Annotated in this window: 25 protein-coding genes; 10 read left to right on the top strand and 15 right to left on the bottom strand. The window is 69.6% G+C overall.

Annotation, left to right across the window (positions count from 1 at the left end; translation table 11 throughout):
- Positions 1–12: 12 nt before the first annotated feature.
- The 3 genes from AN233_RS13075 to AN233_RS13065 are packed head-to-tail and all read right to left on the bottom strand — an operon-like array spanning position 13 to position 3,374.
- Positions 13–1,128 carry a sugar ABC transporter permease gene (locus AN233_RS13075; protein WP_058367214.1) on the bottom strand — a complete coding sequence of 372 codons (1,116 nt, stop codon included), beginning with the start codon at positions 1,126–1,128 and terminating at the stop codon, positions 13–15.
- Positions 1,128–2,090 carry a carbohydrate ABC transporter permease gene (locus AN233_RS13070; RefSeq protein ID WP_058367213.1) on the bottom strand — a complete coding sequence of 321 codons (963 nt, stop codon included), beginning with the start codon at positions 2,088–2,090 and terminating at the stop codon, positions 1,128–1,130. The genes AN233_RS13075 and AN233_RS13070 overlap by 1 nt, the downstream gene beginning before the upstream one ends.
- Positions 2,091–2,093: 3 nt before the next feature.
- On the bottom strand, positions 2,094–3,374 hold the full coding sequence (locus AN233_RS13065) for an extracellular solute-binding protein (protein ID WP_058367212.1): 1,281 nt from the start codon (positions 3,372–3,374) through the stop codon (positions 2,094–2,096).
- Between the two features lie 208 nt (positions 3,375–3,582).
- Between AN233_RS13065 and AN233_RS13060 the strand changes: the two genes are divergently transcribed.
- Both AN233_RS13060 and AN233_RS13055 read left to right on the top strand, forming a co-directional pair.
- Positions 3,583–5,442, top strand: coding sequence for a glycoside hydrolase family 13 protein (locus AN233_RS13060; RefSeq protein ID WP_218055093.1), 1,860 nt, complete (start codon positions 3,583–3,585; stop codon positions 5,440–5,442).
- A gap of 896 nt (positions 5,443–6,338) precedes the next feature.
- Positions 6,339–6,764, top strand: a complete 426-nt coding sequence (locus AN233_RS13055) for an RDD family protein (RefSeq protein ID WP_058367210.1) — start codon at positions 6,339–6,341, stop codon at positions 6,762–6,764.
- A 34-nt stretch (positions 6,765–6,798) separates the two neighbouring features.
- Here AN233_RS13055 and AN233_RS13050 read toward each other — a convergent pair whose 3' ends face one another.
- The 4 genes from AN233_RS13050 to AN233_RS13035 form a co-directional block, all read right to left on the bottom strand.
- The gene (locus AN233_RS13050) at positions 6,799–7,626 is read right to left on the bottom strand and encodes a class I SAM-dependent methyltransferase (protein WP_058367209.1); all 828 of its coding nucleotides are present in this window, start codon (positions 7,624–7,626) and stop codon (positions 6,799–6,801) included.
- Positions 7,627–7,669: 43 nt separating this feature from the next.
- Positions 7,670–8,146, bottom strand: a complete 477-nt coding sequence (locus tag AN233_RS13045) for a hypothetical protein (protein WP_058367208.1) — start codon at positions 8,144–8,146, stop codon at positions 7,670–7,672.
- Between the two features lie 60 nt (positions 8,147–8,206).
- Positions 8,207–9,136: a glycosyltransferase family 2 protein gene (locus AN233_RS13040; protein WP_058367207.1), complete on the bottom strand. Its 930-nt coding sequence runs from the start codon at positions 9,134–9,136 to the stop codon at positions 8,207–8,209.
- Between the two features lie 163 nt (positions 9,137–9,299).
- On the bottom strand, positions 9,300–9,572 hold the full coding sequence (locus tag AN233_RS13035) for a helix-turn-helix domain-containing protein (RefSeq protein ID WP_058367206.1): 273 nt from the start codon (positions 9,570–9,572) through the stop codon (positions 9,300–9,302).
- Between the two features lie 231 nt (positions 9,573–9,803).
- Here AN233_RS13035 and AN233_RS13030 point away from each other — a divergent pair, with 231 nt between their 5' ends.
- Positions 9,804–10,634, top strand: coding sequence for a class I SAM-dependent methyltransferase (locus AN233_RS13030; protein ID WP_080508469.1), 831 nt, complete (start codon positions 9,804–9,806; stop codon positions 10,632–10,634).
- A gap of 1 nt (position 10,635) precedes the next feature.
- Here the strand turns inward: AN233_RS13030 and AN233_RS13025 are convergent, their stop codons facing one another.
- Positions 10,636–11,049: a TRAM domain-containing protein gene (locus AN233_RS13025; RefSeq protein ID WP_058367205.1), complete on the bottom strand. Its 414-nt coding sequence runs from the start codon at positions 11,047–11,049 to the stop codon at positions 10,636–10,638.
- A 61-nt stretch (positions 11,050–11,110) separates the two neighbouring features.
- The gene (locus tag AN233_RS13020) at positions 11,111–11,956 is read right to left on the bottom strand and encodes a YkgJ family cysteine cluster protein (protein ID WP_058367204.1); all 846 of its coding nucleotides are present in this window, start codon (positions 11,954–11,956) and stop codon (positions 11,111–11,113) included.
- A 125-nt stretch (positions 11,957–12,081) separates the two neighbouring features.
- On the opposite strand from AN233_RS13020, the gene AN233_RS13015 reads away from it, so the two are divergent.
- The 5 genes from AN233_RS13015 (at position 12,082) to AN233_RS12995 (ending at position 16,646) form a co-directional block, all read left to right on the top strand.
- On the top strand, positions 12,082–12,531 hold the full coding sequence (locus AN233_RS13015) for a DUF5788 family protein (protein ID WP_058367203.1): 450 nt from the start codon (positions 12,082–12,084) through the stop codon (positions 12,529–12,531).
- A gap of 76 nt (positions 12,532–12,607) precedes the next feature.
- A complete protein-coding gene (gene aroE / locus AN233_RS13010) occupies positions 12,608–13,450 on the top strand; it encodes a shikimate dehydrogenase (RefSeq protein WP_058367202.1) in 843 nt (280 codons plus the stop codon).
- A gap of 590 nt (positions 13,451–14,040) precedes the next feature.
- Positions 14,041–14,460, top strand: a complete 420-nt coding sequence (locus AN233_RS13005; protein ID WP_058367201.1) for a cobalamin B12-binding domain-containing protein — start codon at positions 14,041–14,043, stop codon at positions 14,458–14,460.
- A 31-nt stretch (positions 14,461–14,491) separates the two neighbouring features.
- A complete protein-coding gene (meaB, locus tag AN233_RS13000) occupies positions 14,492–15,565 on the top strand; it encodes a methylmalonyl Co-A mutase-associated GTPase MeaB (protein WP_058367200.1) in 1,074 nt (357 codons plus the stop codon).
- 115 nt (positions 15,566–15,680) lie between these two features.
- On the top strand, positions 15,681–16,646 hold the full coding sequence (locus AN233_RS12995; protein ID WP_058367199.1) for an alpha/beta fold hydrolase: 966 nt from the start codon (positions 15,681–15,683) through the stop codon (positions 16,644–16,646).
- Positions 16,647–16,683: 37 nt separating this feature from the next.
- Here the strand turns inward: AN233_RS12995 and AN233_RS12990 are convergent, their stop codons facing one another.
- The 3 genes from AN233_RS12990 to AN233_RS12980 form a co-directional block, all read right to left on the bottom strand.
- The gene (locus AN233_RS12990) at positions 16,684–17,562 is read right to left on the bottom strand and encodes an adenosylcobinamide amidohydrolase (RefSeq protein WP_058367198.1); all 879 of its coding nucleotides are present in this window, start codon (positions 17,560–17,562) and stop codon (positions 16,684–16,686) included.
- On the bottom strand, positions 17,546–18,553 hold the full coding sequence (locus AN233_RS12985; RefSeq protein ID WP_058367197.1) for an aminotransferase class I/II-fold pyridoxal phosphate-dependent enzyme: 1,008 nt from the start codon (positions 18,551–18,553) through the stop codon (positions 17,546–17,548). The genes AN233_RS12990 and AN233_RS12985 overlap by 17 nt, the downstream gene beginning before the upstream one ends.
- 485 nt (positions 18,554–19,038) lie before the next feature.
- A complete protein-coding gene (locus AN233_RS12980) occupies positions 19,039–19,800 on the bottom strand; it encodes a PHP-associated domain-containing protein (RefSeq protein WP_058367196.1) in 762 nt (253 codons plus the stop codon).
- A gap of 168 nt (positions 19,801–19,968) precedes the next feature.
- Here AN233_RS12980 and AN233_RS12975 point away from each other — a divergent pair, with 168 nt between their 5' ends.
- Positions 19,969–20,268, top strand: coding sequence for a DUF7565 family protein (locus AN233_RS12975; protein ID WP_058367195.1), 300 nt, complete (start codon positions 19,969–19,971; stop codon positions 20,266–20,268).
- Positions 20,269–20,274: 6 nt separating this feature from the next.
- Here the strand turns inward: AN233_RS12975 and AN233_RS12970 are convergent, their stop codons facing one another.
- The 3 genes from AN233_RS12970 to AN233_RS12960 form a co-directional block, all read right to left on the bottom strand.
- Positions 20,275–20,727, bottom strand: coding sequence for a transcription elongation factor Spt5 (locus tag AN233_RS12970; protein ID WP_058367194.1), 453 nt, complete (start codon positions 20,725–20,727; stop codon positions 20,275–20,277).
- A 1-nt stretch (position 20,728) separates the two neighbouring features.
- Positions 20,729–20,905, bottom strand: coding sequence for a protein translocase SEC61 complex subunit gamma (locus AN233_RS12965; protein WP_058367193.1), 177 nt, complete (start codon positions 20,903–20,905; stop codon positions 20,729–20,731).
- A 127-nt stretch (positions 20,906–21,032) separates the two neighbouring features.
- Positions 21,033–21,875, bottom strand: a complete 843-nt coding sequence (locus tag AN233_RS12960; RefSeq protein WP_058367192.1) for a pirin family protein — start codon at positions 21,873–21,875, stop codon at positions 21,033–21,035.
- 204 nt (positions 21,876–22,079) lie between these two features.
- On the opposite strand from AN233_RS12960, the gene sod reads away from it, so the two are divergent.
- The gene (gene sod, locus AN233_RS12955; RefSeq protein ID WP_058367191.1) at positions 22,080–22,682 is read left to right on the top strand and encodes a superoxide dismutase; all 603 of its coding nucleotides are present in this window, start codon (positions 22,080–22,082) and stop codon (positions 22,680–22,682) included.
- Positions 22,683–22,832 lie beyond the last annotated feature (150 nt).

Genomic DNA, 22,832 nt, shown 5'->3' with positions numbered 1-22,832 from the left:
CGCGGTCGGCGGTCAGCCCTCCATGCCGCCGAACGAGAGCCCGGACTCGATGTACCGCTGCGCGAACAGGTAGACGAACATCACCGGCGCCGCGAACGTCAGCGCGAACGCCGAGAAGCGCGCCCACGGCACCGAGTACTCGTCGATCAGCGCGAACAGGCCGACCGGGAGCGTGTAGTTCTCCGGTCGGAGCACGGTCTGTGCGACGATGAACTCCATCCACCCGGCGAGGAAGACGAAGATGAACACGGCCGCGAGGCCGGCCTTCGACAGCGGGAGGATGATCTCCCAGACGACCCGCCACGGCGGCGCGCCGTCCATCACCGCCGCCTCCTCGTAGGAGGGCGGGATCGAGTCCATGAACGTCTTCAGGAGCCACGTGTTGAACGGGACCGCCATCGCGGCGTAGTAGACCGCCAGCGCGAACTTGCTGTTGGTCAGATCGAGCCCGGCGAAGATGGCGAAGACGGCGATGAGCATCGCCAGTCCGAGTCCGCCGCCGACCTGCGTGAAGAGGATGTAGCCGTACAGCACCTTCTTTCGCATGAGGAACTCCCGGCGCGAGAGCGCGTAGGAGGCGGGCACGATGACGATCATCGCCATGATAACCGTCGGGATCGCGACCGTCAGGGAGTTCCACGCGTACGTCGTGAAGTCCGAGGGGTTCTCGACGCCGTAGTCGGCCGCCCGGAACAGCGTCGTCTCGCTTGTCACGACGCTGAGGTCGGTGAACGGGATCGAGACGCGGAGGCTGGGTATCACCACGTCGCCGATGACCCAGACGAACGCGGACAGGTCCATCCCCATCCAGAGGTCGCCCTCGGTCACCAGCAGTAGCGGATTGAAGCCGTCCGGGACGACCCGGAAGCCGCTAGAGGAGTACAGCGACGCGCCCTCCCCCGACAGCGCTGCGAGCGCGATCCAGTAGACGGGGAACATCAGCCCCGCCACGAGCACCAGCGCACCGAGCGAGGACACGACCGGAGCGACCAGTTGCGGGAAGCCGATCTTCCCACGCCGGTAGAGGTCGAGCTTGTACCGGCTCTTGTGGTACCAGTCGGCGACCGCCTCGGGGATCGCTTTGAGGTCGTCACGGATCTGGGCGGCAATTGCGGACAGGAGTGACATCAGTGGGCCCCCTCCGCGAGATCGCCTTTTGTTGCGGCCACGATCATGAACAGGCCGATGATGGCCACGGCGGTAAGCATGATCGCCGAGCCTTCACCGAATTCACGGAACTCGAACGCTTCGCGGTAGCCGTACAGCAACACGAGTTCGTTCGCCCGCGCCGGTCCGCCCCGGTTGAAGATGAACGGGATCAGGAACTGCTGGAACGATGCGGCTGCGGTGAGGATCGAGGCGAACATTACCGGTCGCTTGATCGCGGGCATGGTCACGTGCTGGAACCGACTCAGGAATCCGGCCCCGTCGACCTTCGCCGCTTCGTGAAGCTCGGTCGGTACGTTCTGGAGAGCACTCACGGTGATGATCACGAGGAACGGGTACGCGAGCCACATCTCCGTCACGTTGTACGTGAAGAAGGCGAGCCACCTGTCGCTGAACCACGCTATCGGGCCGATCCCGAAGAAGGCCAGAAGCTGGTTCGCGAGACCAAACTGCGCCGAGGAGAAGGCGCCGCGCCAGATGGTGATCGTGAAGATGTTCGGTAGTCCCATCGGGAGAATGACGAGTGCACGCATGAGCCGCTTTCCGCGGACCCAGTGGTGTGTCAGGACCATCGCGATCCCGACACCCAGCAACACTTTCCCGACCACGCTCGTCGCGACGAAGAGCCAGGTGATGCCGAACGAGCGGTAGAATTGGCTGTCGGACAGCAGTTCCGCGTAGTTCGCGAAGCCGACGAAATCGGCTTCCCCGAACACGGTTCCCCACAGGCCCGGCGCGTCTTGGAACATCGTCGAGAGCGCAGCGTCAGTAAACGAGAGCCCGATCAGGTAGACGAGCGGGATCGCAACGAACGACAGGAAAAAGAACAGGCCGGGAAGCACCAGAAACAGCGCGAGGTTGTCACTGAGCCACCGGGGAAGCTCGTACTCGCGGACGTGCTGTGCGACGTCGGTCGTCGCCATCGATTATTCCCAGTTCTCGCGGATCCGGCTCTCGGCCTCCGCCATCGCCTCCTCGGGGTCCACCTCGCCGGTGAGCACATTGAGGATGGCGTCCTCCGTGGGGCTCCACACGTCGTTCATCCGAGGATGCGCCGGCATCGGCGTCCCAGCCGCGGCGGAGGCGGAAAAGCCCTGCACCGCCTCGGGGAGGTCTTCGCTCCCGGCGAGTTCGTCGAGTACGGGGATGAACCCCTGCTCTTCCGCGAGTTCTTGGAGCACGTCGGTGTTGGTGGTGTACCACTGCGCGAAGTCGCGGCCGGCAGCGGCGCGATCCGGATCCTCTTCGATTCCGTCCGCGAAGTAGACCATTTGGATGCCGGAGTAGGGTGCCGGCGTCCCTCCCTCGGGGGCGGGGAGCTCCGCGACGCCGACATCGAAGTCGACGTTGCCCAGCTCCCACGGACCGTTGACCGCGAAGGGAGCGTTCCCCTCGTGGAACACCGCGACCTGCGGTTCGTACTCCGTGTCGTTGGGCGCGTAGGGCCACAGGTCCTCGGTGATCACGCGGAGCCCGCGGAGGGTCTCCTCGTTGGTGAGTCCGAGCTCGTGGCCGTCTGTTCGGTAGTAGAACCCGTCGAAGGCGTGGACGTAGCCGCTGATAAAGTAGGCGTCGATGTTGTACGACAGCCCGTACTGGTTGTTGGCCGGGTCGTGGTGCTCCTCCATGATCGACTTCATCTCTTCGATGGTCTCGGGCGGTTCGTCGACCATCTCCTTGTTGTACAGGAGGGCGACCGTCTCGGCGCTGACGGGGAGCCCGTATGTCTCTCCCTGGAACTGGGCGGCGCCCTGCGCGGCCTCGGTGTACGTTCCGAGGTCGACGTCCAGTTCGCCGGTCTGTGCCGAGAGGAACCCGCTGTCCGCGAAGTCGCCCGCCCAGTCGTGTGCCCACATGAACAGCTCCGGCCCTTCGCCGGTGGGGATGGAGCTGGTGAGCCGGTCCTGCATCTCTGCGATGTTGACGCCCTCGACGGCGTAGTCCGCCGAGCCGTTGTAGTCCGCGATGGCGTCCTCCATCAGCTGAAGTTCGCCCTCCTGTAGCTCGTACCAGAACTCGGCCTCGCCCGCGGGACCGCTCTCACCGTCCGAACTTCCGGAGCCGCTTTCGTCGGTTGCCCCTCCACCGGATCCTCCGGAACCGCCCGACCCGCCGTCGCCGCTGTCGTCCACGCTGACACAGCCGGCCATGCCGACCGCGCCCGTTCCAGCCAGTGCACCGAGTAGTTTCCGCCGTTTCCAAGCCATGGGTGAATCTGTGATGAATAATGAGTTCACTGTTGTAAAGATTAGGGATTGGTTCTCACTCTCACGCCAGTAGCGAACCGGTTCTCGCAGAGCTTATCGGGTCCTATCCCGAGAAACCCCGATCTGAAAACGTACTACGAAATACTGCATCACAAATCTCGAGCGACGCGTAACGCTTTAGCCACGGGGCGGTCTCACGGACACCATCGTGATCCACCGAGCCGCGGTCCATCACCGGCCAAAGAGCGAGCAGGCGTACGCGTACGACGCGGAGACGGTCCACCTCAGGATCCGCACGGAGCGGGGCGACGTGGACTCGGCGACAGTGCTGTGGGGCGACAAGTACGACTGGCCGGGCACGTCCTCGCTGACGCCGATGCGCCGCGTCGGGCACGACGAGCGCTTCGACTACTGGGAGGCCGCGGTCGAACCGCCGCACCGGCGGCTCGCGTACGCGTTCCACCTCGTCGGGGCCGACGGGAGCGGCGCGGGGGGCGAGGAACTGCTGTACCACGAGCGCGGCTTCGAGGCGGCCGCGGTCGCGGACCTTCCGGTCGACGACCCCGCGGGCGCGGCCGACTGCTTCGAGTACCCGTTCGTCAACCCCGCGGACGTGCACGACCCGCCGGAATGGGTCTCCGACGCCGTCTTCTACCAGATCTTCCCCGAGCGGTTCGCCAACGGCGACCCCGAACTCGACCCAGAGGGCGTCGAGGAGTGGGGCGGCAAACCCGACCGCGACAGCTTCTACGGCGGCGACCTGCGGGGGGTCATCGACAACCTCGACTACCTCGACGAGTTGGGGGTCACCGCGCTCTACTTCACCCCGCTTTTCGCCTCCCCGTCGAACCACAAGTACAACACCACCGACTACGAGACCATCGACCCCCAGTTCGGCGACGAGGAGGACCTCCGCGAACTGGTCGACGAAGCGCACGACCGCGGGATGCGCGTCATGCTCGACGCCGTCTTCAACCACTGCGGCCGCGGCTTCGAGCCGTTTCAGGACGTGGTCGAACACGGCGCGGACTCGGAGTACGCCGACTGGTTCCACGTCCACGAGTTCCCGGTCGAGTTCGAGCCGCGACCCACCTACGACGCGTTCGCGTTCGAGCCGTACATGCCGAAGCTGAACACCGAGCACCCCGAGGTCCGGGAGTACCTGCTTGACGTGGCGACCTACTGGATCGAGGAGGTGGACGTGGACGGCTGGCGGCTCGACGTGGCCAACGAGGTCGACCACGCCTTCTGGCGCGACTTCCGCGAGGCGGTCACGAGCGCCAAGCCGGACGCCTACATCCTCGGCGAGGTGTGGCACGACTCCCGCGCGTGGCTCCGCGGCGACCAGTTCGACGCGGTGATGAACTACCTGTTTACCGACGCCGTCCACGACTTCGTCGCCGAGGGCGAGACCGACGCGACGGCGTTCGCGGACGCCCTTGACGGCCTGCTCGCGCGCTACCCGCGGCAGGTGACCGACGTGCAGTTCAACCTGCTGGGCAGCCATGACACGCCGCGGCTGCTCCACCGCTGTGACGGCGACGAGTCGCTCGCACGCCTCTCGCTGCTGTTGCTTTTCTCCTACCCCGGCACGCCCTGCGTCTACTACGGCGACGAGGTGGGGATGACCGGCGGCGAGGACCCCGACTGTCGCCGACCGATGACGTGGGACCCCGACGCGCAAAACCGCGACCTGCTGTCGTACGTGCGGGAGCTAACGAGCCTTCGGACCGGGGAACGTGCGCTTCGACGCGGCGATCTGCGCGTGGACCGCGAGCGTTCCGGCGGGGACCTGGTCGTCTTCCGGCGCGTTCTCGACGACCCGGCCGCGCCGGACCCGGCGGCGGACGCCGGCTCGGTCGTCGCGGAGGCAGCCGATATCCCCGCGGCCGACCGCTCTCCACCCGGGAGCGGGGACGACGCGCTGACGGTCGCGGTCAACCGCGGTGACGAGAGCGTGACGGTTCCGATCGCCGGGGAGCCGGAGGTGCTCGTCTCTAGCGGAGCAGTCGACGCCGACAGCGGGACGATCAGCCTCGGCCCGACTTCGGGGACCGTCTGGCGCTGAGGGGTTTTCGACCCGACACGCGCTCTCGCGATGGGGTGCTGAGCGGTCGGATGCGGTGTGAGCGGTCGGATGCGGTGCTGTGCAGTCGGCGCGTGCCGCGGCGACCCTGTGTCGCCGCGCCCGCGCGAGGGAGGGCTGAACGCGGCCGCGCTGCGGTGCTGTTCCGCGGCCGCGTCCAGCCCGAGGCTGGGGAGGTGTGAGGCCTGCGGTGCGGTCGCAGTGCGGGGTGGGACTGAAAGGGGCAGCCGGCTCGATCCGGCCCCGACGACGCTCTCGCGAGCCTCCCGAGCGAGAGTCAGCAAGTCGCAGCCCGGAACCGTCCGTCGGGCTGTGCCGAGAGACGCAACGGAACGCCCGGACCGTCTTGCCAGACAAGCACCGCAGCGGGCGGTGTCTCCAGCGTCGCCGTGAGCGCGGTGCGGAGCGAACGGCGGCTCGAAAATCTCCGATTTTCGGCGCGCTACTGCACGCTGGAGGCTCGCGAGACGCGGTTTGTCTCGCCAAGCGGAGAGCGAGGAGCGCAGCGAGGGTCCCGCGAGCTTGCCGAGCGGGACGACGGCAGTCGCAGCCCGGACCCGTCCGTCGGGCGTTGCTGAGAGACGCAACGGAATGCCCGGACCGCCTGCCGGTACGCGGCCGGATCGAGCCGGCTGGGCGGTGCTGTCCCGATCAGCAGGTTCTGCAAGAGACACAGAAACCGCGTCGTAGCGGGAGCCGGCTGGGGGGTTTCCGGACGATGTCGACGAAGCAACAGGATCAACGGCAGAAGAAAAATCTCGAACGCCGCAGGAGGTACCGTCGAACTCGCTCCGAACCCCCCGCCTTCCGTATCGCAGCCTCGTCGTCGTGCCCCTGTCACACGGAGCCTTAAGTAGGATGCCGGCAACATCCGCCGTATGGACAGACCCACACCGCAACTCGGCACGCAGAACGATACGCTCGTCCCGCGGATCCTCGCGTTTCTGGTGGACAGCCTGGTCGTCGGGATCGCGGCCACGGTACTGGTCGTCGTCGTCGGCCTCGTGAGCGAGAGCCTCGCGGGCGTCGTCGGCGGACTCGCCGGGATCGGCGCGCTCGCGTACTTCATCTACCTCGAGGGGACCTACGGGCAGACCCTCGGCAAGCGCGTCCTTGGCATCGTCGTCGTCACCGAGGACGGCGGGGACTGCGACCTGAAGGCGGCCGCGATCCGCAACCTGCTTCGGATCGTGGACGCGCTGCCGTTCCTGTACCTGATCGGCATCGTCCTGATCTTCGTCACCGACGACGGCCAGCGGCTCGGCGACATCCTGGGGAACACCGTCGTCGTACGGACGCAGTAGGCGGTCGTCGTCCGCGCTCGGGGACGCGCCCGACTCAGCGCTCGGGGACGCGCCCGACCGTCACGTCGAACGGGACCACCTCGACGCGCTCGTACTCCCCCGTCTGCATCTCGTCGACTACGTCCCGACCCATCGCCCGCCAGCGCCGGCGGAGATCGGCGTACTCCTCAGCCGACAGCCACGCCTCCAGTTCGCGGCGGTGGTCGGCCAACCCTGCGCCGCTGGCCTTCCGCGCGGCCGCCTCCATTGCCGCCGAGGAGTAGGGCGGTTCGACGCGCTTCTCGTGGTGGTAGCGCCGAACCGACACGTCCTCGAGTCCCGCGGCCGCGAACTGTCGGCGGACGCGGTCGCCCAGCGCCACGTCGGTGTCCACGCCGGCGAGGTACGCCTCGCGGGCCTCTTGCTCCAGTCGCTCCTCGGCGTCGACCGTCGAGGCGACGCCCACCTCGGCGTTGTTCGGCTCGACCGCGGCGACCAACTCCGAGGAGACGCGGGCGAACTCCCGCACCGCTGCGCACGGCTCCGGGAGGTTGATCAACAGCGCTTGACAGACCACCAGATCGAAGGCATCGTCCGGGAACGGAAGACGGGTCGCGTCGCCCGCGAGGTAGGGGATCGGGTCGGGTTCCCCCTCATCGAGCTCGCGGGCGGCATCGAGGAGGTCCGTGTCTGCGTCAACGCCCATTACGGTCGCGTCCACGGGCACCTCGGCGGCGAGGACGCGCGTCAGCTCCCCGGTGCCGCACCCGACGTCGAGGATGCGCCGTCGGTCCGCAAGGTCGAGATCGGCGAGCGCCGCGCGCCCGTCCGCCCACATCCCCTCGCGGGTGCGTTCGAGGTAGTCGGCGCTGAACCGTCGCACGGGCGCGGCTTGTGCGGCGGGGCGAATAAGGGTCGCGGCTCGGTCAGGCGTCCGACTCCCGGTCGGGCTCCATCGCGGTCCGCCGCGCGTCGACGAGCAGCGCGACGGTGACGCCGGCACAGTAGCCCAGGAACGCGCGCAGAAGGCCGATGTACGCGACCGATCCCGCGAACGCGAACCCGAGCGTCACGCCGGGAGTACCGCCTGCGAGAACGTCGAGCACGCCCACCGCGGCGGTCAGAACCGCGACGGAGGCGCCCGGAACGACCCCGACCGAGAGGCAGGCCGGGGCGCCGCACCGGGCGTAGCCGCCGCCGAGCGCGATCAGGCCGGGGGCGGCGAACAGCACCACCGACAGGAGGTCCTGCCGCAACAGCGTCGTGATCGTGGCGTCGGGCGAGACGGTCCCCGCGAACGCCGCACCCACGAGCGCCGTCATCGTGATCGCCGCGTAGGTGACGACGAGCGAGACGCTCTTGGAGGGTCTGTCGCCGAACAGCAGCGCCTCGGTGGTAACCACACGCGTCCCAACGGGCCGGGGGGACAAAAAGGAACGCCGCGGTGGCGGGACTGCTCCGCCTCAGCGCCACTCGTACTTCGCGACCGCCCGATCCGCCCGTGTGGAAATGCCGTGTGGGTTCCGCGCCGGACTCCGGTCTCGGCGTCGCGCCACGGCGCCGTCGGAGGCGCCGGTCGCGATCCCGGCCAACACGTCGCGACCGTTGCCGATCCAGCCGGAAGGGGTCGCCCTGCCGCCGAACACGTCCCGGGCGACCGAGAGGGAGTCGCTCGCGGCGTGGCTGAGGGTGCGGCGCAGCACCGTCGGGCGAACGCCGTAGTTCTTCACGAGTCGGTAGGCGAGCGCGCGGTACTTCCAGCCCCAGTCGCGGCCGTCACGACCGCCGTCGACCGCGGTCGGGGCGGCGGACTCGTGGGTGACGGCCAGGTCGGGGCTGAACGCGACCTTGTGGTCCATCCCCGCGAGGCGGTGGGCGGCGTCCCGCGAGCCGCCGGTTTCGAGGTACTCGTCGAACCCGTCGAGGTCGTCGAGGACGCCGCGACGGAAGGCGACGTTTCCGCCCTCGACGTACGTCACCTCTCGACCGGCGATGGTGCGGCGTTCGGGGCCCACGTCCGTGGGCTCGGAGGACGTGTCCTCGCCGTCGCCGGCTTCGCGAACCGGTCCCGTCACCACGGCAGCACGGTCGAGACCCTCCCGGAGCGCGTCCAGCCATCCCGTCTCGACTCGGTGGTCGAAGTCGACGAGCGCGACCACGTCTCCCCCGGCCACCTCGATGCCGGCGTTGCGGGCGACGTTGACCGTCCGGTCCGAGAGTTCGACGAGCACGTCCACGTCCTCTCGGTCCCGGACCATCCCGGTGGTTCCGTCCGCGGAGGGGCCGTTGACGACGACCACCTCCGCGTCGGGGGCGACCCTCGAGAGCGCGTCGAGACAGTCGCCGAGGCGATCCCGACCGTTCAGAGTCGGGACGACCACCGAGAGCTTCATACCCGGGTCTCTTGCGCCGGACGGTTAAAAGACCCCCGTGATAGCCGGAAGACGGCCGTCGAACGCGCAATCAGAACAGCGTCGGCTCCGCGCGTAGTCAAAGAGGGAAATACGGTGTCCGCTCCGCGTGTGGTCAGGGCGAGGAGCGGCCGCCGGACGACAGCTACTTGGTCAGGTAGTAGACCTGCTTGCGGGCGTCCTTGAAGCTGTAGCGCGAGGCGACGAGTTCGGACTCCTCGAGGCGGTTCAGGGCGTAGCGGACCGTCCGGTCGGGCAGCAGCGATTCGTCGGCGAGTTGCCCTTGTGAGAGCGGCGAGTCGCTCTCGAGTACCTTCGCGACGAGTTTGGCGCTCGGGGGGAGTTCGCGAAGGCGCTCGCGGAACTCGCTCTCCGAAAGGGTCTCCTGGCTGTGAGCCTCTGCGGGACTAGTGCTCATGCTCGCAGAAAGCAGATCGTGCGTGGTAAAGGTTAGCTACATATGGGGGATACCGATACGGACAATATAAGGTGATTATATCATACTTTACGATCCTGAACGATCGGGAGCGGTGTACCCGTCGACCGGCCTCGATCAGCCGGGCGTGGTCGGGGCCAGCGCGGACGGCCGCGCCCGCGGTCGGTCGGCATCCAGTACGGTTTTGTCGTTCGGGCGTGGAACGATGTGAACGTGAAAGGACAGGAATGGTACCAGGCCGACGACGTCGCCAAGGAGTACGACGACGTTCGGTTCGGCGACGGCGGGCGGGTCATCGACCGCCGCGAGAAGGAGGCGGTGCTCTCCGCGGTCGGTCCCGTCGAGGGCAAGCGCGTGCTCGAAGTAGCGTGCGGGACGGGACGGTTCACGACGATGCTGGCGGACCAGGGCGCCGACATCGTCGGGCTCGACATCTCGCGCGAGATGCTCGAACAGGGACGCCGCAAGGTGCAAGAGTCCGGTCTCTCCGACCGCGTGGAGTTCATGCGTGGGGACGCCTCGCGGCTCCCGTTCCCGGACGACCACTTCGACTCGGTCGTCGCGATGCGCTTCTTCCACCTGATGGACGAGCCGGCGCCGTTTCTCCGCGAACTCCGGCGCGTCTCGAAGGATCAGGTCTTCTTCGATACGTTCAATCGGCGTAGCGCGAGGGTGCTGTACACGTGGCTGCTGCCGATGGGGTCGCGGCTCTACTCCGAGGACGACGTGGTCTCGATGCTGTCGGCCGCGGACCTGCAACTCGCTGGCGAGGCGCACGACTTCGTGCTTCCGTACGGCTTCTACCGCAACCTCCCCGGGTGGGTAGCGCGGGCGTTCCGCGCGGCCGACGAGACGGTCGGTCGCACGGTCCCCGGCGACTACGTCGCGTCGGTCTCCTACTGGGACGCGCGGGTTCCCGGGAAGCCGACCGACGCGGACGGCGATACGGCGACCGACGCGGATGACGACACGACGACCACGGACGGCGCGACGACCGCGGACGACGAACATGCGGACGCTACCCCCGACACCGACGCGGCGTAGATCAGACCCCTTCCTCGACGATCTCGCCCACGGCGAAGTTCGACTTCACCTCCGTCACCTCGACCTTGACGCGCTCGCCGACCTCGCCGCCGGGGACGATGATCACGTAGCCTCGCTCGACGCGAGCGATACCGTCGCCCTGCTTGCCGATGTCCTCGATCTCGACGTAGCGCATCTCGCCGGGCTCGACCGGGGGCTGTGGGCCGCCGGCGTCGCCGGTCGCTGCACCCTCGTCGGCGCCGGAGTCGCCGGCGCCTCCCTCGCCGGTCCGGGAAATGAGCGCGACGCGGTAGGTCTCGCCGGGTTCGACCGACCCGGTCTCGACCTCGCGGCGGGGGACGTCGAGCACGTAGTCGTCCCCGTTCTCCCGCACTTCGGCGCTGAACAGACAGAGGAGTTCGTCCGAAATTTCCATATGTAGACTCCACCCGGAGGCTTGCGATGGACACTAATAGTTGTACCGCCGACGCGTTTGGCTACGCGTCCGGGCCGATCCGGGTTCCGTCGGGGCGTTTCTGCCCCTCCGAATCGTGAACCACGACCGCTGCGTCGGAACCGGTGTCGGCGTCGGTCTCGGCGTCGGAACCGGTGTCGGCGTCGGTCTCGGCGCCGGCCGCGACCGTCGGATCGTAGTTGTCCCGCACCGCGATCGCCTCCTCGATCTCCCGGACGGCGCGCTCCTTCAGCGCCGCGGCCAGCTCCTCGGCCTCCTCGCGGGAGATGTCGCGTCCGAGCCCCTCGCACTCGTGAGCGCGCACCATTCCCTCCGCGTCGACCGCCTCGCCCATCGGCTGGCTCGTCCCGCCGAGCGCGACGCTGAAGGGATACGTCCGACAGATGAGGGGGCGGTCCTCGTGAACCGCACACGCCCCGCTCCCGTCCGGGCCGCCCGCCTCGCGGTAGAAGGTGCAGTCCCCGCAGGCGTCGGTCTGGATCGCCCACTCGAAGGTCTCGCCGGTCGGCTCGCCGTCCTCGCCCTCGGTCAGTCCGTACGGCATCGGTCGGGCCACGTCGCGCCAGTCGTAGGCCTCGGCGTCCGCTTCGCTCGGGTCCGCGTCCCCGCGGTCCCCCTCCGCGAGCGTCTCGTTCGCGGCGTCCACGAGGCCGCGGACCTCGTCCGGGAACACCGTCGCGGTGTGGGGCTCGCGGTCGGCATCGTTCGCGTCCGCGCGCTCGCCCGCTCCCCCACTCTCCGCCGGGGCGTACCCCTTACAGCAGGCGCCACAGCGCGTGCACTCGAAGCCGATGGCCTCGATGGCGTCCGCCAGCGTGTCGGGGTCGAGGTCGCGCGCCCGGTCGAGTTCGTCCTCCAGCCGCTCCATGGACCAGTTTCGGGCGCCGGGCGGTTAACCGCGTCCATCGTCGGCGTGCCGAAGGACGCCGACCCGCGTCCCGTCCGCGGCCGGTCGACGAAGGAGCGAAGTGGGTCCGCCGCCTACCCGCGGGCGTGAAGGAGTACCAGCGGAAACAGCTCCTCGAACGGGTCAACCGGGAGGCGGCGACGGTTGGGGCGTCGATCCCCGACCGGATCGAGGTCCAGGGCGAGGAGGTCCCGCTTCAGGAGTTCGTCTTCGAGATCAAGCGGCGCGAGACGGTGCCGTCGGGCGAGCGCGACCGCGTGGAGCGGGCCAAGCGGAACCTCCGCCGGGAGCGCATCGAGCGACTGGAGCGCATCGAGGAGAACGAGGTCTCCTTCGCGGAGGGCGAGCGACTCGCCGACTCGATCATCGGCATCGACCGCGCGCTCGACGCGCTGGAGTCGCTCGGGCCCGCGGATCTCGAGAGCGAGGAGCAGCGCCAGGAGGCAGCCGACCGCAAACGCTGGATGCGGTTCCTCAGGAAGGCGCTCGGGCGGGACGACGGCGGGTCGGGCGGCGGGTCGCGGACACGATTCTGAGGCTGGTTCGGCGCGTTCGACGGCGGCGCATCGCCGCGAGCGGCGGACTTTTGCCGGCGGCGCACGCCCGCCCGGTATGGATGTCTACGGCCTGATCGGCAACCCGGTGGGGCACTCGCTGTCGCCGCCGCTTCACGAGGCGGGCTACGAGGAACGCGGACTGGACGCGCGATACGTCACCTTCGAGCCGGCGCCCGCTGACCTCGAGACCGCGCTCACGGGCGCGGCCGCGCTCGGGGTCTCGGGGCTCAACGTCACGATCCCCTTCAAACAGGACGCGCTCGGGTTCGTCGAGGCGGACGCGCTCGCCGACCGGATCGGCGCGGTGAACACGGTCGACTTCGCGCCGACCCACGAGTCCGGCTTCGACTCCGTGACGGACCCCGACGCGCCCGCGCCGCGGGGGTACAACACCGACGCCGCGGGCGTCACGCGCGCGCTCACGTACCACGACGTGTCTCTCGCCGACGCGGACGCCGTGGTCGTCGGCGCCGGCGGCGCGGGACGGGCGGCCGCGTTCGCGCTCGCGGACGCCGGCGCGACGGTGCACGTCGCCAACCGGACCGTCGAACGGGCCGAGGAGCTCGCGGCCGACGTACCGGCCGCCACCGGCGGGGGGCTGGACACGCTCGCGTCCGAAGTCCCCGCCGCGGACGTGCTGGTCAACGCGACGAGCGTCGGGATGGAGGCCGACGAGACGCCGGTCCCCGCGGAGCTGCTCCATCCCGACCTCGCGGTGCTGGACGCGGTGTACGCCCCGATCGAGACGCGCCTGCTCCGGGACGCGGCCGACGCCGGCGCGACGACGGTCGACGGCGCGTGGATGCTACTGTTCCAGGGGGTCGAGGCGTTCGAAATATGGACCGGCGAGGAGGCACCCGTCGAGGCGATGAACGAGGCGCTGCGAAACCGGCTTTGAGGACACGGCGACTCGGACTGTCGATCCTGCTGAGTGATCGATCCTGTTGATCTGGACAGCACCACCCAGAAAGCCCCAGCCGGCTCGGTCCGGCCGTCGTGAGACGGTCCGGGCTGCCTGTAGTAGCGGGCTGCCGAGCTGCGACTCACGGGCTCCCGCTCGTTCCTCGCGAACGCGGCACGCGCTGTGCTCCTCGCTCTCCACAACGCCCGCCGGTGCCTGTGACGAAGACTCAGACTAGCGAGTGCTTCGCTCTCGCGTCGCTTGCGGCGCCGGGGCTGGACCGAGCCGGCTGCCCCGTTCAGTCCACCCTCCGCACCGCAACCGCAGCCTCACACCTCCCCAGCCTCGCCGCAGTCGCGGTCGCGCGAACCGCACTGCCCCGCTGCGCGACCGCGACTGCGGGCTCCCTCGCGCGCGTTGCTCGCGCGCGCCGACTGCACAGCACCGCATCACACCCCCAAGCACCGCTACAGCGCCGTCACTTCCCGCCGGCCTGACGGCATCGAGCGGCGCGGGCGTCTCCGGTGCGGGGATATTCTGCCCGAACTTCCGTTAGAGTCAAACCGCCCCTGCGCGAATCCGGGGGTATGAGCGCGGAACAGGAAGGGCGGACGATCCGGTGTCTCGTCGCGAAGGTCGGCCTCGACGGTCACGACCGCGGCGCGCACGTCATCGCGCGGGCGTTCCGGGACGCCGGCTTCGAAGTCATCTACTCGGGGCTCCACCGAGCGCCGGACGAGATCGTGCAGGCGGCCGTGCAAGAGGACGTGGACGTGCTCGGGATCTCCATCCTCTCGGGCGCGCACAACACCCTCGTCCCGAAGGTCATCGAGGGACTCAAGGAGTACGGCGCGTTCGAGGACACCCTCATCCTCGTCGGCGGGATCATCCCGGACGACGACGAGCGGGAGCTGAAAGAGCTCGGCGTCGCCGAGGTGTTCGGCCCCGGCACGCCGATGGAGGAAACCATCGAGTTCGTCCGGGCGAACGCCCCGGAGCGGGACTGAGCATGGACGGGGGAGACCCGGAGGTGGCGCGGTGAGCGCCGCGGAGGAGCGCGACCTCGTCGCGGAGCTGCTCGACGGGCGCCACCGCGCGCTCGCGCGTGTGATCTCGAAGATCGAGGACCACTCGCCCGGCTACCGGGAGATCGTCTCAGACCTCCACGCGCACACCGGCGACGCGGAGGTGATCGGCGTGACGGGCTCGCCCGGCGCCGGCAAGTCGACGCTCGTGGACAAGCTCGCGCGCCGCTACCGCGACGCCGGGCTGACGGTGGGGATCATCGCGGTCGACCCCTCCTCGCCGTACACCGGCGGCGCGGTGCTGGGCGACCGCATCCGGATGGCCTCGAACGTCGGCGACATGGACGTGTTCTTCCGGTCGATGAGCGCCCGCGGGCAGCTCGGCGGCCTCTCGACGGCGACCGCGGACGCGGTGAAGGCGCTCGACGCGTTCGGCAAGGACCGGATCATCGTCGAGACGGTCGGAGCCGGTCAGAACGAGGTCGACGTGGTGAAGACGGCGGACACCGTCGCGGTGCTGGTCCAACCCGGCTCCGGCGACGACGTGCAGATGCTGAAGGCGGGGATCCTCGAGATCGGCGACGTGTTCGTCGTCAACAAGGCCGACATGGACGGCGCGACGCGCACCGTCGCGGAGCTGGAGGAGATGCTCCACATGCGCGAGAGCCCGACGAAGGGGCTGGAGACTGGGCACCACGGCTTCGACGTTCCCGAACACCCGGACGCGGAGGACGGCGACGAGAGCGGCGAGTCCCCCGACGAGAAGGCGTGGGAGCCGAGCGTGATCGAGACGGTAGCGACCGACGGCGAGGGCGTCGACGACCTCATCGACGCGCTGGACGCCCACAGGGCGTATCTGGAGGAATCCGGCCGGCTCGAGGCGAAGGCCCGCCAGCGGTACGCCACCGAGATCCGGGCACTGGTCCGCAACGACGTGGGCGAACTCGTCGAGGCGGCCATCGACGACCGGGGCGGGATCGACGCGCTGGCCGACCGCGTGCTGGCCCGCGAGACCGACCCATACACCGTCGCCGACGAACTCGTCGCTCCCATCGCCGAGTGCGTCCGCGAGCAGCGGGACGACTGATCGCGGCGGAACGGTTGATCGCGGTCGGAGGGCCGCCACGTCGGGAACCCTCGTCCGTGCTCGCGGCGAGAAGCCGGACCGCGGGTATAAGTCGTCCGCGACCCAACAGTTTTCCATGAAGCTCAGGACTCTCGCGAGCGCCGCCGCCGTCGGCGTGGGTGCCACCGTCGGGCTGAACGGCCGCCTCCGCGTGGACGAGCCGCCCGAACCACCGTTGCCGGGCGACCGGGAGACGTTCCGGTGGCGCGGAATGGACGTGGCCTACACCGAGGCCGGCGACCCCGACGACCCGACGCTCGTGCTGTTTCACGGCGTCAACGCCGCCGGCAGCGCTGGCGAGTGGCGCGAGGTGTTCGGCGACCTCACCGCCGACCACCACGTGGTCGCGCCCGACCTACCGGGATACGGCCGCTCGGACCGGCCGGCGCTGCGCTACTCCGCGGCCCTGTACGAGGACTTCGTTTGCGATTTCCTCGCGCGGTACGACGCGCCGCGCGTGGTCGCCTCCTCGCTGTCGGCCGCCTACGTCGCGAGCGCCGCGACGCCCGCCGACGGGACCCCCGGCGCGGACGAGGGCGCCCCGGTCTCCGGGCTCCTATTGGTCTGTCCCACGACGACCGCCGGCCCCTCGCCGCCGAAGCCGTGGCTCCGCGAACTGATCCGGTCGCCCGTCGCCGGCGAGGCGCTGTTCAACCTGATCACCTCCAAGCCCGCGATCCGGTACTTCAACGCCGACCACGCCTACGCGGACCCCTCGAACGCGACCGCGGAGTGGACCGACTTCGAGTGGCGGACGAGCCACGTCCCGGGCGCGCGCTACGCGGCCGCGTCGTTCGTCTCCGGCTACCTCAACTCCGAGGTCGACCTCGGTGCAGAGCTCGCCGGCCTCGTCGACGCCGACGTTCCGACGACGATCGTCTGGGGACGCGAGGCGGACGTGTCGCCGCTCTCTGACGGCCGCGACCTGGCGGACGCATCGGACGCCCGGCTCGTCGTCTTCGACCGGGCGAAACTCCTCCCGCACGTCGAGTTCCCGAACCAGTTCCTCGAGGCGGCGCGCGAGGCGTTCGCGGAGGCGTAGTCCCCTCCCGTCGGCTCGGCCGCGCCCCCGTTCTCGATCAGTGCTCCGTTTCGTCGCCCGTCCCGAGCGGCGATACCGCCGCCCGCTCGTCGGTCGTCACGCCGTAGGTCGCGTCGTCGACGGAGTCGGGGATCGAGTCGTCCGTTTCGGGGCCGTACCGCGACCGGAGCGACGCCAGCACCGCGTCACGGACGCAGGCGCGCGCGGCGCCCCCGACGGCGGTCGCCGCGCCGGAGAAGGCGGCCGGCTCACCTGCCGGGTCGCTGGCGACGACGACGGCGTCGGAGGTCGTGTCCGGGACGCCCGTCACGGAAAGCAGCGTGGCGGCCTTGGCCGCGGCGGCGACCGCAACCAGGTTCGCGAGCGCGCCCGGTGCGAGGTCGCGCGCCGTCCCGACGACAAGGTTCACCGTGCCGTCATGACAAGGGGCGGTATCGGCGTCGTGGGCGACGGCGCCGGTAGCATCGGCGTCGTGGGCGACGGCGCCGGTAGCATCGGCGCCGGACGGAGACGGTCCGGGCGCGACAGCGCCGTCGACCGGAAGCGCGGCGGGGTTCGAGAGCCCGGCGGTCGCGACGACCTCGACGGGTCCGAGCCGGGCGCGGCGGGCGTGAACCTGGTCGACGCCGGTCAACAGCGCGGGCGCGGCGGGTCGTTCCGGAAACCCCGCCGCGGCGACGCGCTCGTCGACGTACGCGGCGAGGTCTCGGTGTCCTTCCTCGTCCCAGCCCTCGGGAACGGTGACGTTGTAGACCGCGTTGGCGTCACGGACGCCGCCGTCGAACCCCGTCGAGAGGACGCGGAAGCCGGGACAGGCGAGGCGACAGACGCCGTCGCGAACGGTCGCGTCGAAGACGCTCGCGTCGTCCGCGCCCGTCGGGGAGTCGGCGTCCGCCACCTCACACCTCGAGGGCATCGAGGAGGCGGTCGTTCTCGGCCGGACGGCGGACGGCGGTCCTGACGTGGTTGTCGAGCGTCCTGAAGCTCCGGGCGTCCCGCAGCGCGATCCCCGCCTCGCGGGCCTCGTCGAGGACGTCGTCGACGCCGTCGTCCCCCACGTCGAACAGGAGGAACGGCGCGTCGGAGGGGAAGACCGAAAAGCGCGTCGCGAGCCGCTCGCGCATGCGTTCGCGCTCCCGTTCGACGCGCTCGCGGGTCTCGAGGACGAACGCCTCGTCGTCGAGACAGTGGACCGCGACCGCCGCGGCCGGCACCGAGATCCCCCACGAGATGCGGGCGGTCTCCAGTCGGTCGCGACAGTCGCCGGTGGCGACGAGGAACCCGGCTCGAAGCCCGGGGAGGCCGAAGATCTTCGTCAGCGAGCGGGCGACCACGACGCCCGGCTCGCCGGCGAGGCTCGCGCGGTCGGTGAAATCGAGGAACGCCTCGTCGACCAAAAGCGTCGTGTCCGCCTCGCGGCACCGCTGCGCGAACGCCTGGAGCCGTCCCGTGGAGTGGGCCTCTCCGGTCGGGTTGTTCGGGTTGCAGACGACCGCGACCGCGTGGTCGCTGGGGTCGGCGTCGAGGATCGCGTCGTGGTCGACGAACCGCGGTTCCGCGCCCTGTAGCCGGACCTCGTGGGCGTACTCCGAGAACGAGGGGCGCGGGAGGAGGACGCTGTCGCCGGCCGAAAGGGTCACGGAGAACAGCAGCCGCATGCCGGCGAGCGCGCCGGCCGCGGGGATCACCTGCGGCCCCTCACAGCCGACGTAGTCGGCCGCCGCCCCGCGGAACTCCCAGTAGTCGTCGGCCGGGTAGCGTCGGGCGGCGGAGAAGGCGGCGTCGTAGACGGGCGCGGTCCCTCGCGGCGACTCGGGGTTCGTGTTGGCGCTGAAGTCCAGCACGTGGGGGTCGTCCACCCCCCCGTGCGGGACCCGCCCGAGCGTGTCGAGGGCGTCGATGTCCATGCCCCCAGGCAGTCCGTCCGCGCGTACAAACCTTCCGCCCCGACAGAAACGTGCCGGATCCGACCGCTCCCTCGGACCCGCATCCAGCGATCGAGGAACAGGGGCGCGATCCGCAACGGACGGAGGAACCGAGCTGCACTCACGGCGGGAGTCGCCCCTCATCCGCGAAAAACGTTCGTCCGGCGTGCGGTTGCGGTGCTGGGCGGTGCAGTCGGCGCGCGCGAGAAACGCGCGCGAGGGAGGTCGCGGGCCGGCCGCCTGCTGTGCGGTGCTGTTCCGCGGCCGGTCCGCGGCCGAGGCTGGGGAGGTGTGAGGCCTGCGGTGCTGTGCGGTCGAGCCGGCTGGGGCTTTCTAGGTGGTGCTGTCCAGCACAGCAGGATCGACAACAGATACAGAAAAACCGTATGAGGGAGAGCCGGCTGGGGCTTTCTAGGTGGTGCCGTCAGATCAGCAGGATCAGCACCAGATACGGAAAACGCGCCGTATCAGTACACGCTCACGTCGTCGAACCGTCCTTCGTAGAAGACGCTGTCCGGATGGGTCGGCTCATCGCCCGAGAGGAACAGGCGGTCGACCTTCTCCCAGGTGTTCTCGTACCCGAGGTGGGCGAACTCCGCGAGCCCGCGCAGTCGATGGGCCGTCCCCTCACGGTGGACCGCCCGCCGGGGCGCATCGGTGCGGAACGCGGCGACCACGTCCGCGGGCGTCGCGAGGTCGTCCTCGAAGGCGGTCCACGCCTCCCCGACGGTCCCGCGGAGGTGCGCGTACGAGGAGGCGAAGCCGGGGAGCCCCACGTCCCGCGCGAGGTCCCGTGACCGGGCGTTCTGGTGGGGCAGCAGCTTGGTGTTGTACGTCTCCACGGCGTCGATCCGCTCGGCGTGGGCCGCGATCTCCGGCCGGGTGAGCGAGACGTTCGCGAACTCGGGGTGGGGAACGAGCGTCGCGGCGTCCTGCCGGTCGAACTCCGCGAGCGCCGCCTCGAAGGTGATGAAGTCCGGCACCGGCTCCTCGAGCCCGATCGCGAGCAGGTGGCGGCGGGTCCGCCAGTCGCCGGTGAACACCTCGCGCCCCGGCACCACCAGCAGCTCGCCGTCCGAGAACCGCTCCGCGCGGGCACGGACCTCCGGGAGGCGGACGAAGTGGGGCGCGTACACGAGCGCGTCGATCCCGCGGGCCTTCGCCCGGGCGACGACGTGCTCGTCGAGCACCTTCACGTGAGCGTCGACGCGGGTCCCGGTGTGTGACACGGGCGGGTGTTCGGCGGATCACCGGAAAGGCGTATCGCTCTCGGCCGCGGTCGCGGCCGGCGGGACCAGGTTCCGGGCGGACGGTAGCGTGCGCGTCGGGTCGGCGGGGGCCTGCCGCGGCGCGACCGTGGGAAAACGGTTATACCCGTGTCGGGAGACCGATTCATCATGCCCCGCTGGACGTGTGGGATCGGCGACTGTGACGCCGCCTTCGAGGACGTCGAGTCGGCGATCGTCCACCAGACGACCGAACACCAGCGCCACGAGTGCAAGGTGTGCGGGACCATCGTGCCGGACGGCTACTTCGCGATCCGGCACGCGTTCGACGAGCACACCCGCGCGGAGTACGTTCGCGCGTACGACGCGGACGCCGCCGCGGTCCGCGAGCGCGAGCAGGTGAAGGAGGAGGTCGAGGCGGCCGCGGACCTACAGGCGGTCGTCGACCGCCTCAACGACGACGCGCTGTGACGGCGTCTACCGCTCGTCGCTGTCGAGTACCCGGATCTGGTCGCCGCGGACCGTGACCGGGATGGGGACGGTCGCCTCGTACAGCTCGACGGTGACCTGGTCTTTCCCCTCGTCGATGCGCTGGACGCGCGCCTTCTCGCCCTTGAACGGGCCGGCGATGAGTTCGACGATGTCGCCCTCGGCGATCCCCTCCACGTCCGGCGTCGGCGAGAGGAAGTGCTCGACCTCGGAGAACCCGCTCTCCGCGGGGCCGTCGGGGCCCTGAATGACGCCGCGGGCGTGGGGAATCTCGTCGAGGACGCGGGCGAACACGCTGCCGTCAGAGGCCTCGACCATCACGTAGCTGGTGAGCTGGTCGGGCGCCAGCACGGCGTGGATCTCCGGCATCTCCTTTTCCGCCAGCATGTCGGCGACGGTGCGCTCCTGGCTGGCGGTGGTCTTCACTGAGTAGATCGGCATCTCAGACGCCGACCCCCGGCAGGAGACTCATGATCGCGTAGATCAGAAACCCGAGGAAGCCGACCAGGAGGATGCCGGCGCCGGCGATCTTCGAGACCTGCAGGAACTCGTCGGAGCTCGGCGTGCTGGCCAGCTTCAGCACCCGAATGTAGCTGTTGAGGTCGTACGGAACGTCCATGTTGGTTCTCGGTTGGCGGTCGCCCTTTTTCTATATTGTGGTGTGGACCCGAAACGGTCCGCGCTCGGCGCCGGAGCCGCTCGGACAGCGACCGACGGGCGCGCTCGCTACGCGATCGACCGCCCGATCAGAGCACGAACGGGCCGCGCTGCCGGATCGGCTCGCCGTGGGGCCGGCCCGCGACCGCGACGAGTCGGAGCCCGTCCGCGCTCTCGTCCGGATCGCCGCTCTCGTCCGGATCGCCGCTCTCGACCGTGACCGGACCGCCGCCCGTCGGGCGCACGCGAACGTCCCCGACGCCGAACGCGTGCCCGTCGACGCTCCCCTCGCCCGCGACGCCGAACAGAAATCCCGCCCAGTCCGCGGGCGGTTCCCACGTCCACGCGTCGTCGACGCGCACGTCGAGGTACGTCATCGGCGTGCGGAGCTCCAGCGGCGAATCCTCCCCGACGACCGTCGTGACGGTCGCCCCGTCGGTCTCCGCGGTCGGGAGTTCCGCGGCGGTCGCGTCCGCGTAGTCCGCTTCAGCCTCCTTCGCCTCTCGAGGGAGGTTCACCCACAGCTGGAGGCCGTTACAGCCTCTCTCGCCCGCGGGGAACTCCGAGTGCTCGATGCCGCGGCCGGTCGTGATCCGCATCGCCTCGCCCGCCTCGGCGACGTTCGCCACGCCGAGTGAGTCCTCGTGCTCCATTCCGCCCTCGATCATGTACGAGACGATCTCGAACCCCTTGTGGGGGTGAGTGGGAAACCCCTCGTCCGGTTCGATGTAGAAGCGCTCGAACAGCACGAACGGGTCGAGGTTCGCAGGGTAGCCGTCGCTCGGGAACGCGCGCGTGGAGGTGACGCCGGTCCCGTGCCGCACCGTCCCGCCCGAGAACGGCTCCGCGGGCGCGTCCGAACCGGATCCGCTCTCGGACCCCGCTCCGCCGCTCGCCGTCGCCTCGCCGCTCGCCGCGTCGTCGCTGGTCATGTCCGAAAGGAGGACGCGGCCGCGGATAACCGTCACGCCCGCGGAACCATGAAACAGACGGATTTCTGTTACGAATTTCTCAGAGGAGCGATAAACAGCCTATAAAAGCGCGATATACCCGCCTACAGAATAATCAGGATCGCTACAAAAAACCGCTTCCGGGAACGTTCATACTCGCGGCGCCCGTTCCTCGAAACGCATCCAATGAGCGACTACGAACTCGATCCGCTGCCGTACGAGTACGACGCGCTGGAACCCCACATCTCCGAGCAGGTGCTCACGTGGCACCACGACACCCACCATCAGGGCTACGTCAACGGCTGGAACGCGGCCGAGGAGACGCTGGCCGAGAACCGCGAGGCGGGCGACTTCTCCGACTCCGCGGGCGCGCTGCGGAACGTCACGCACAACGGCTCCGGCCACGTCCTCCACGACCTGTTCTGGCAGAGCATGTCCCCCGAGGGCGGCGACGAGCCCGAGGGCGAGCTCGCGGACCGCATCGCCGAGGACTTCGGCTCCTACGAGGCGTGGAAGGGCGAGTTCGAGGCGGCCGCCTCCGCCGCGGGCGGCTGGGCGCTCCTCGTCTACGACTCCTTCAGCAACCGGCTCCGGAACGTCGTCGTCGACAAGCACGACCAGGGCGCGCTGTGGGGCAGCCACCCGGTCCTTGCGCTGGACGTCTGGGAGCACTCCTACTACCACGACTACGGCCCGGCCCGCGGCGAGTTCGTCGAGAACTTCTTCGAGGTCGTCGACTGGGACGAGCCCGCGGCCCGCTACGAGCAGGCCGTCGCGCAGTTCGAGTAGGGCGCCGACCCTCGTCCCCTCCCCCGAGCACCTCGGCCCACATTCTCCCGTGGCGGCGCGGCCGGGCATCGCCGCGCCAGCGGTCCCTGCTGACCGCCTCTCCAAGTTTCCCCCGTTTCGACGGTCCCGGTCACGGCGCCGTTCGACCGA

This window comes from Haloparvum sedimenti, assembly GCF_001462205.1.
Lineage (GTDB): Archaea > Halobacteriota > Halobacteria > Halobacteriales > Haloferacaceae > Haloparvum > Haloparvum sedimenti.
Note: the sequence above shows the minus strand (reverse complement) of the source record. Positions and strands in the feature narration are given on the sequence as shown.

What these genes read in the sequence shown, in the direction of transcription:
- AN233_RS13075 (WP_058367214.1), bottom strand. Translation starts at nt 1,128, where the DNA reads ATGTCACTCCTGTCCGCAATTGCCGCCCAGATCCGTGACGACCTCAAA.
- aroE (WP_058367202.1), top strand. Translation starts at nt 12,608, where the DNA reads ATGGATGTCTACGGCCTGATCGGCAACCCGGTGGGGCACTCGCTGTCG.
- AN233_RS13020 (WP_058367204.1), bottom strand. Translation starts at nt 11,956, where the DNA reads ATGGAGCGGCTGGAGGACGAACTCGACCGGGCGCGCGACCTCGACCCC.
- AN233_RS12965 (WP_058367193.1), bottom strand. Translation starts at nt 20,905, where the DNA reads ATGGACGTTCCGTACGACCTCAACAGCTACATTCGGGTGCTGAAGCTG.
- sod (WP_058367191.1), top strand. Translation starts at nt 22,080, where the DNA reads ATGAGCGACTACGAACTCGATCCGCTGCCGTACGAGTACGACGCGCTG.
- AN233_RS13065 (WP_058367212.1), bottom strand. Translation starts at nt 3,374, where the DNA reads ATGGCTTGGAAACGGCGGAAACTACTCGGTGCACTGGCTGGAACGGGC.
- AN233_RS12970 (WP_058367194.1), bottom strand. Translation starts at nt 20,727, where the DNA reads ATGCCGATCTACTCAGTGAAGACCACCGCCAGCCAGGAGCGCACCGTC.
- AN233_RS13035 (WP_058367206.1), bottom strand. Translation starts at nt 9,572, where the DNA reads ATGAGCACTAGTCCCGCAGAGGCTCACAGCCAGGAGACCCTTTCGGAG.
- AN233_RS12975 (WP_058367195.1), top strand. Translation starts at nt 19,969, where the DNA reads ATGCCCCGCTGGACGTGTGGGATCGGCGACTGTGACGCCGCCTTCGAG.
- AN233_RS12995 (WP_058367199.1), top strand. Translation starts at nt 15,681, where the DNA reads ATGAAGCTCAGGACTCTCGCGAGCGCCGCCGCCGTCGGCGTGGGTGCC.
- AN233_RS12960 (WP_058367192.1), bottom strand. Translation starts at nt 21,875, where the DNA reads ATGACCAGCGACGACGCGGCGAGCGGCGAGGCGACGGCGAGCGGCGGA.
- AN233_RS13025 (WP_058367205.1), bottom strand. Translation starts at nt 11,049, where the DNA reads ATGGAAATTTCGGACGAACTCCTCTGTCTGTTCAGCGCCGAAGTGCGG.
- AN233_RS13005 (WP_058367201.1), top strand. Translation starts at nt 14,041, where the DNA reads ATGAGCGCGGAACAGGAAGGGCGGACGATCCGGTGTCTCGTCGCGAAG.
- AN233_RS13040 (WP_058367207.1), bottom strand. Translation starts at nt 9,136, where the DNA reads ATGAAGCTCTCGGTGGTCGTCCCGACTCTGAACGGTCGGGATCGCCTC.
- AN233_RS12990 (WP_058367198.1), bottom strand. Translation starts at nt 17,562, where the DNA reads ATGCCCTCGAGGTGTGAGGTGGCGGACGCCGACTCCCCGACGGGCGCG.
- AN233_RS13070 (WP_058367213.1), bottom strand. Translation starts at nt 2,090, where the DNA reads ATGGCGACGACCGACGTCGCACAGCACGTCCGCGAGTACGAGCTTCCC.
- AN233_RS13055 (WP_058367210.1), top strand. Translation starts at nt 6,339, where the DNA reads ATGGACAGACCCACACCGCAACTCGGCACGCAGAACGATACGCTCGTC.
- AN233_RS12985 (WP_058367197.1), bottom strand. Translation starts at nt 18,553, where the DNA reads ATGGACATCGACGCCCTCGACACGCTCGGGCGGGTCCCGCACGGGGGG.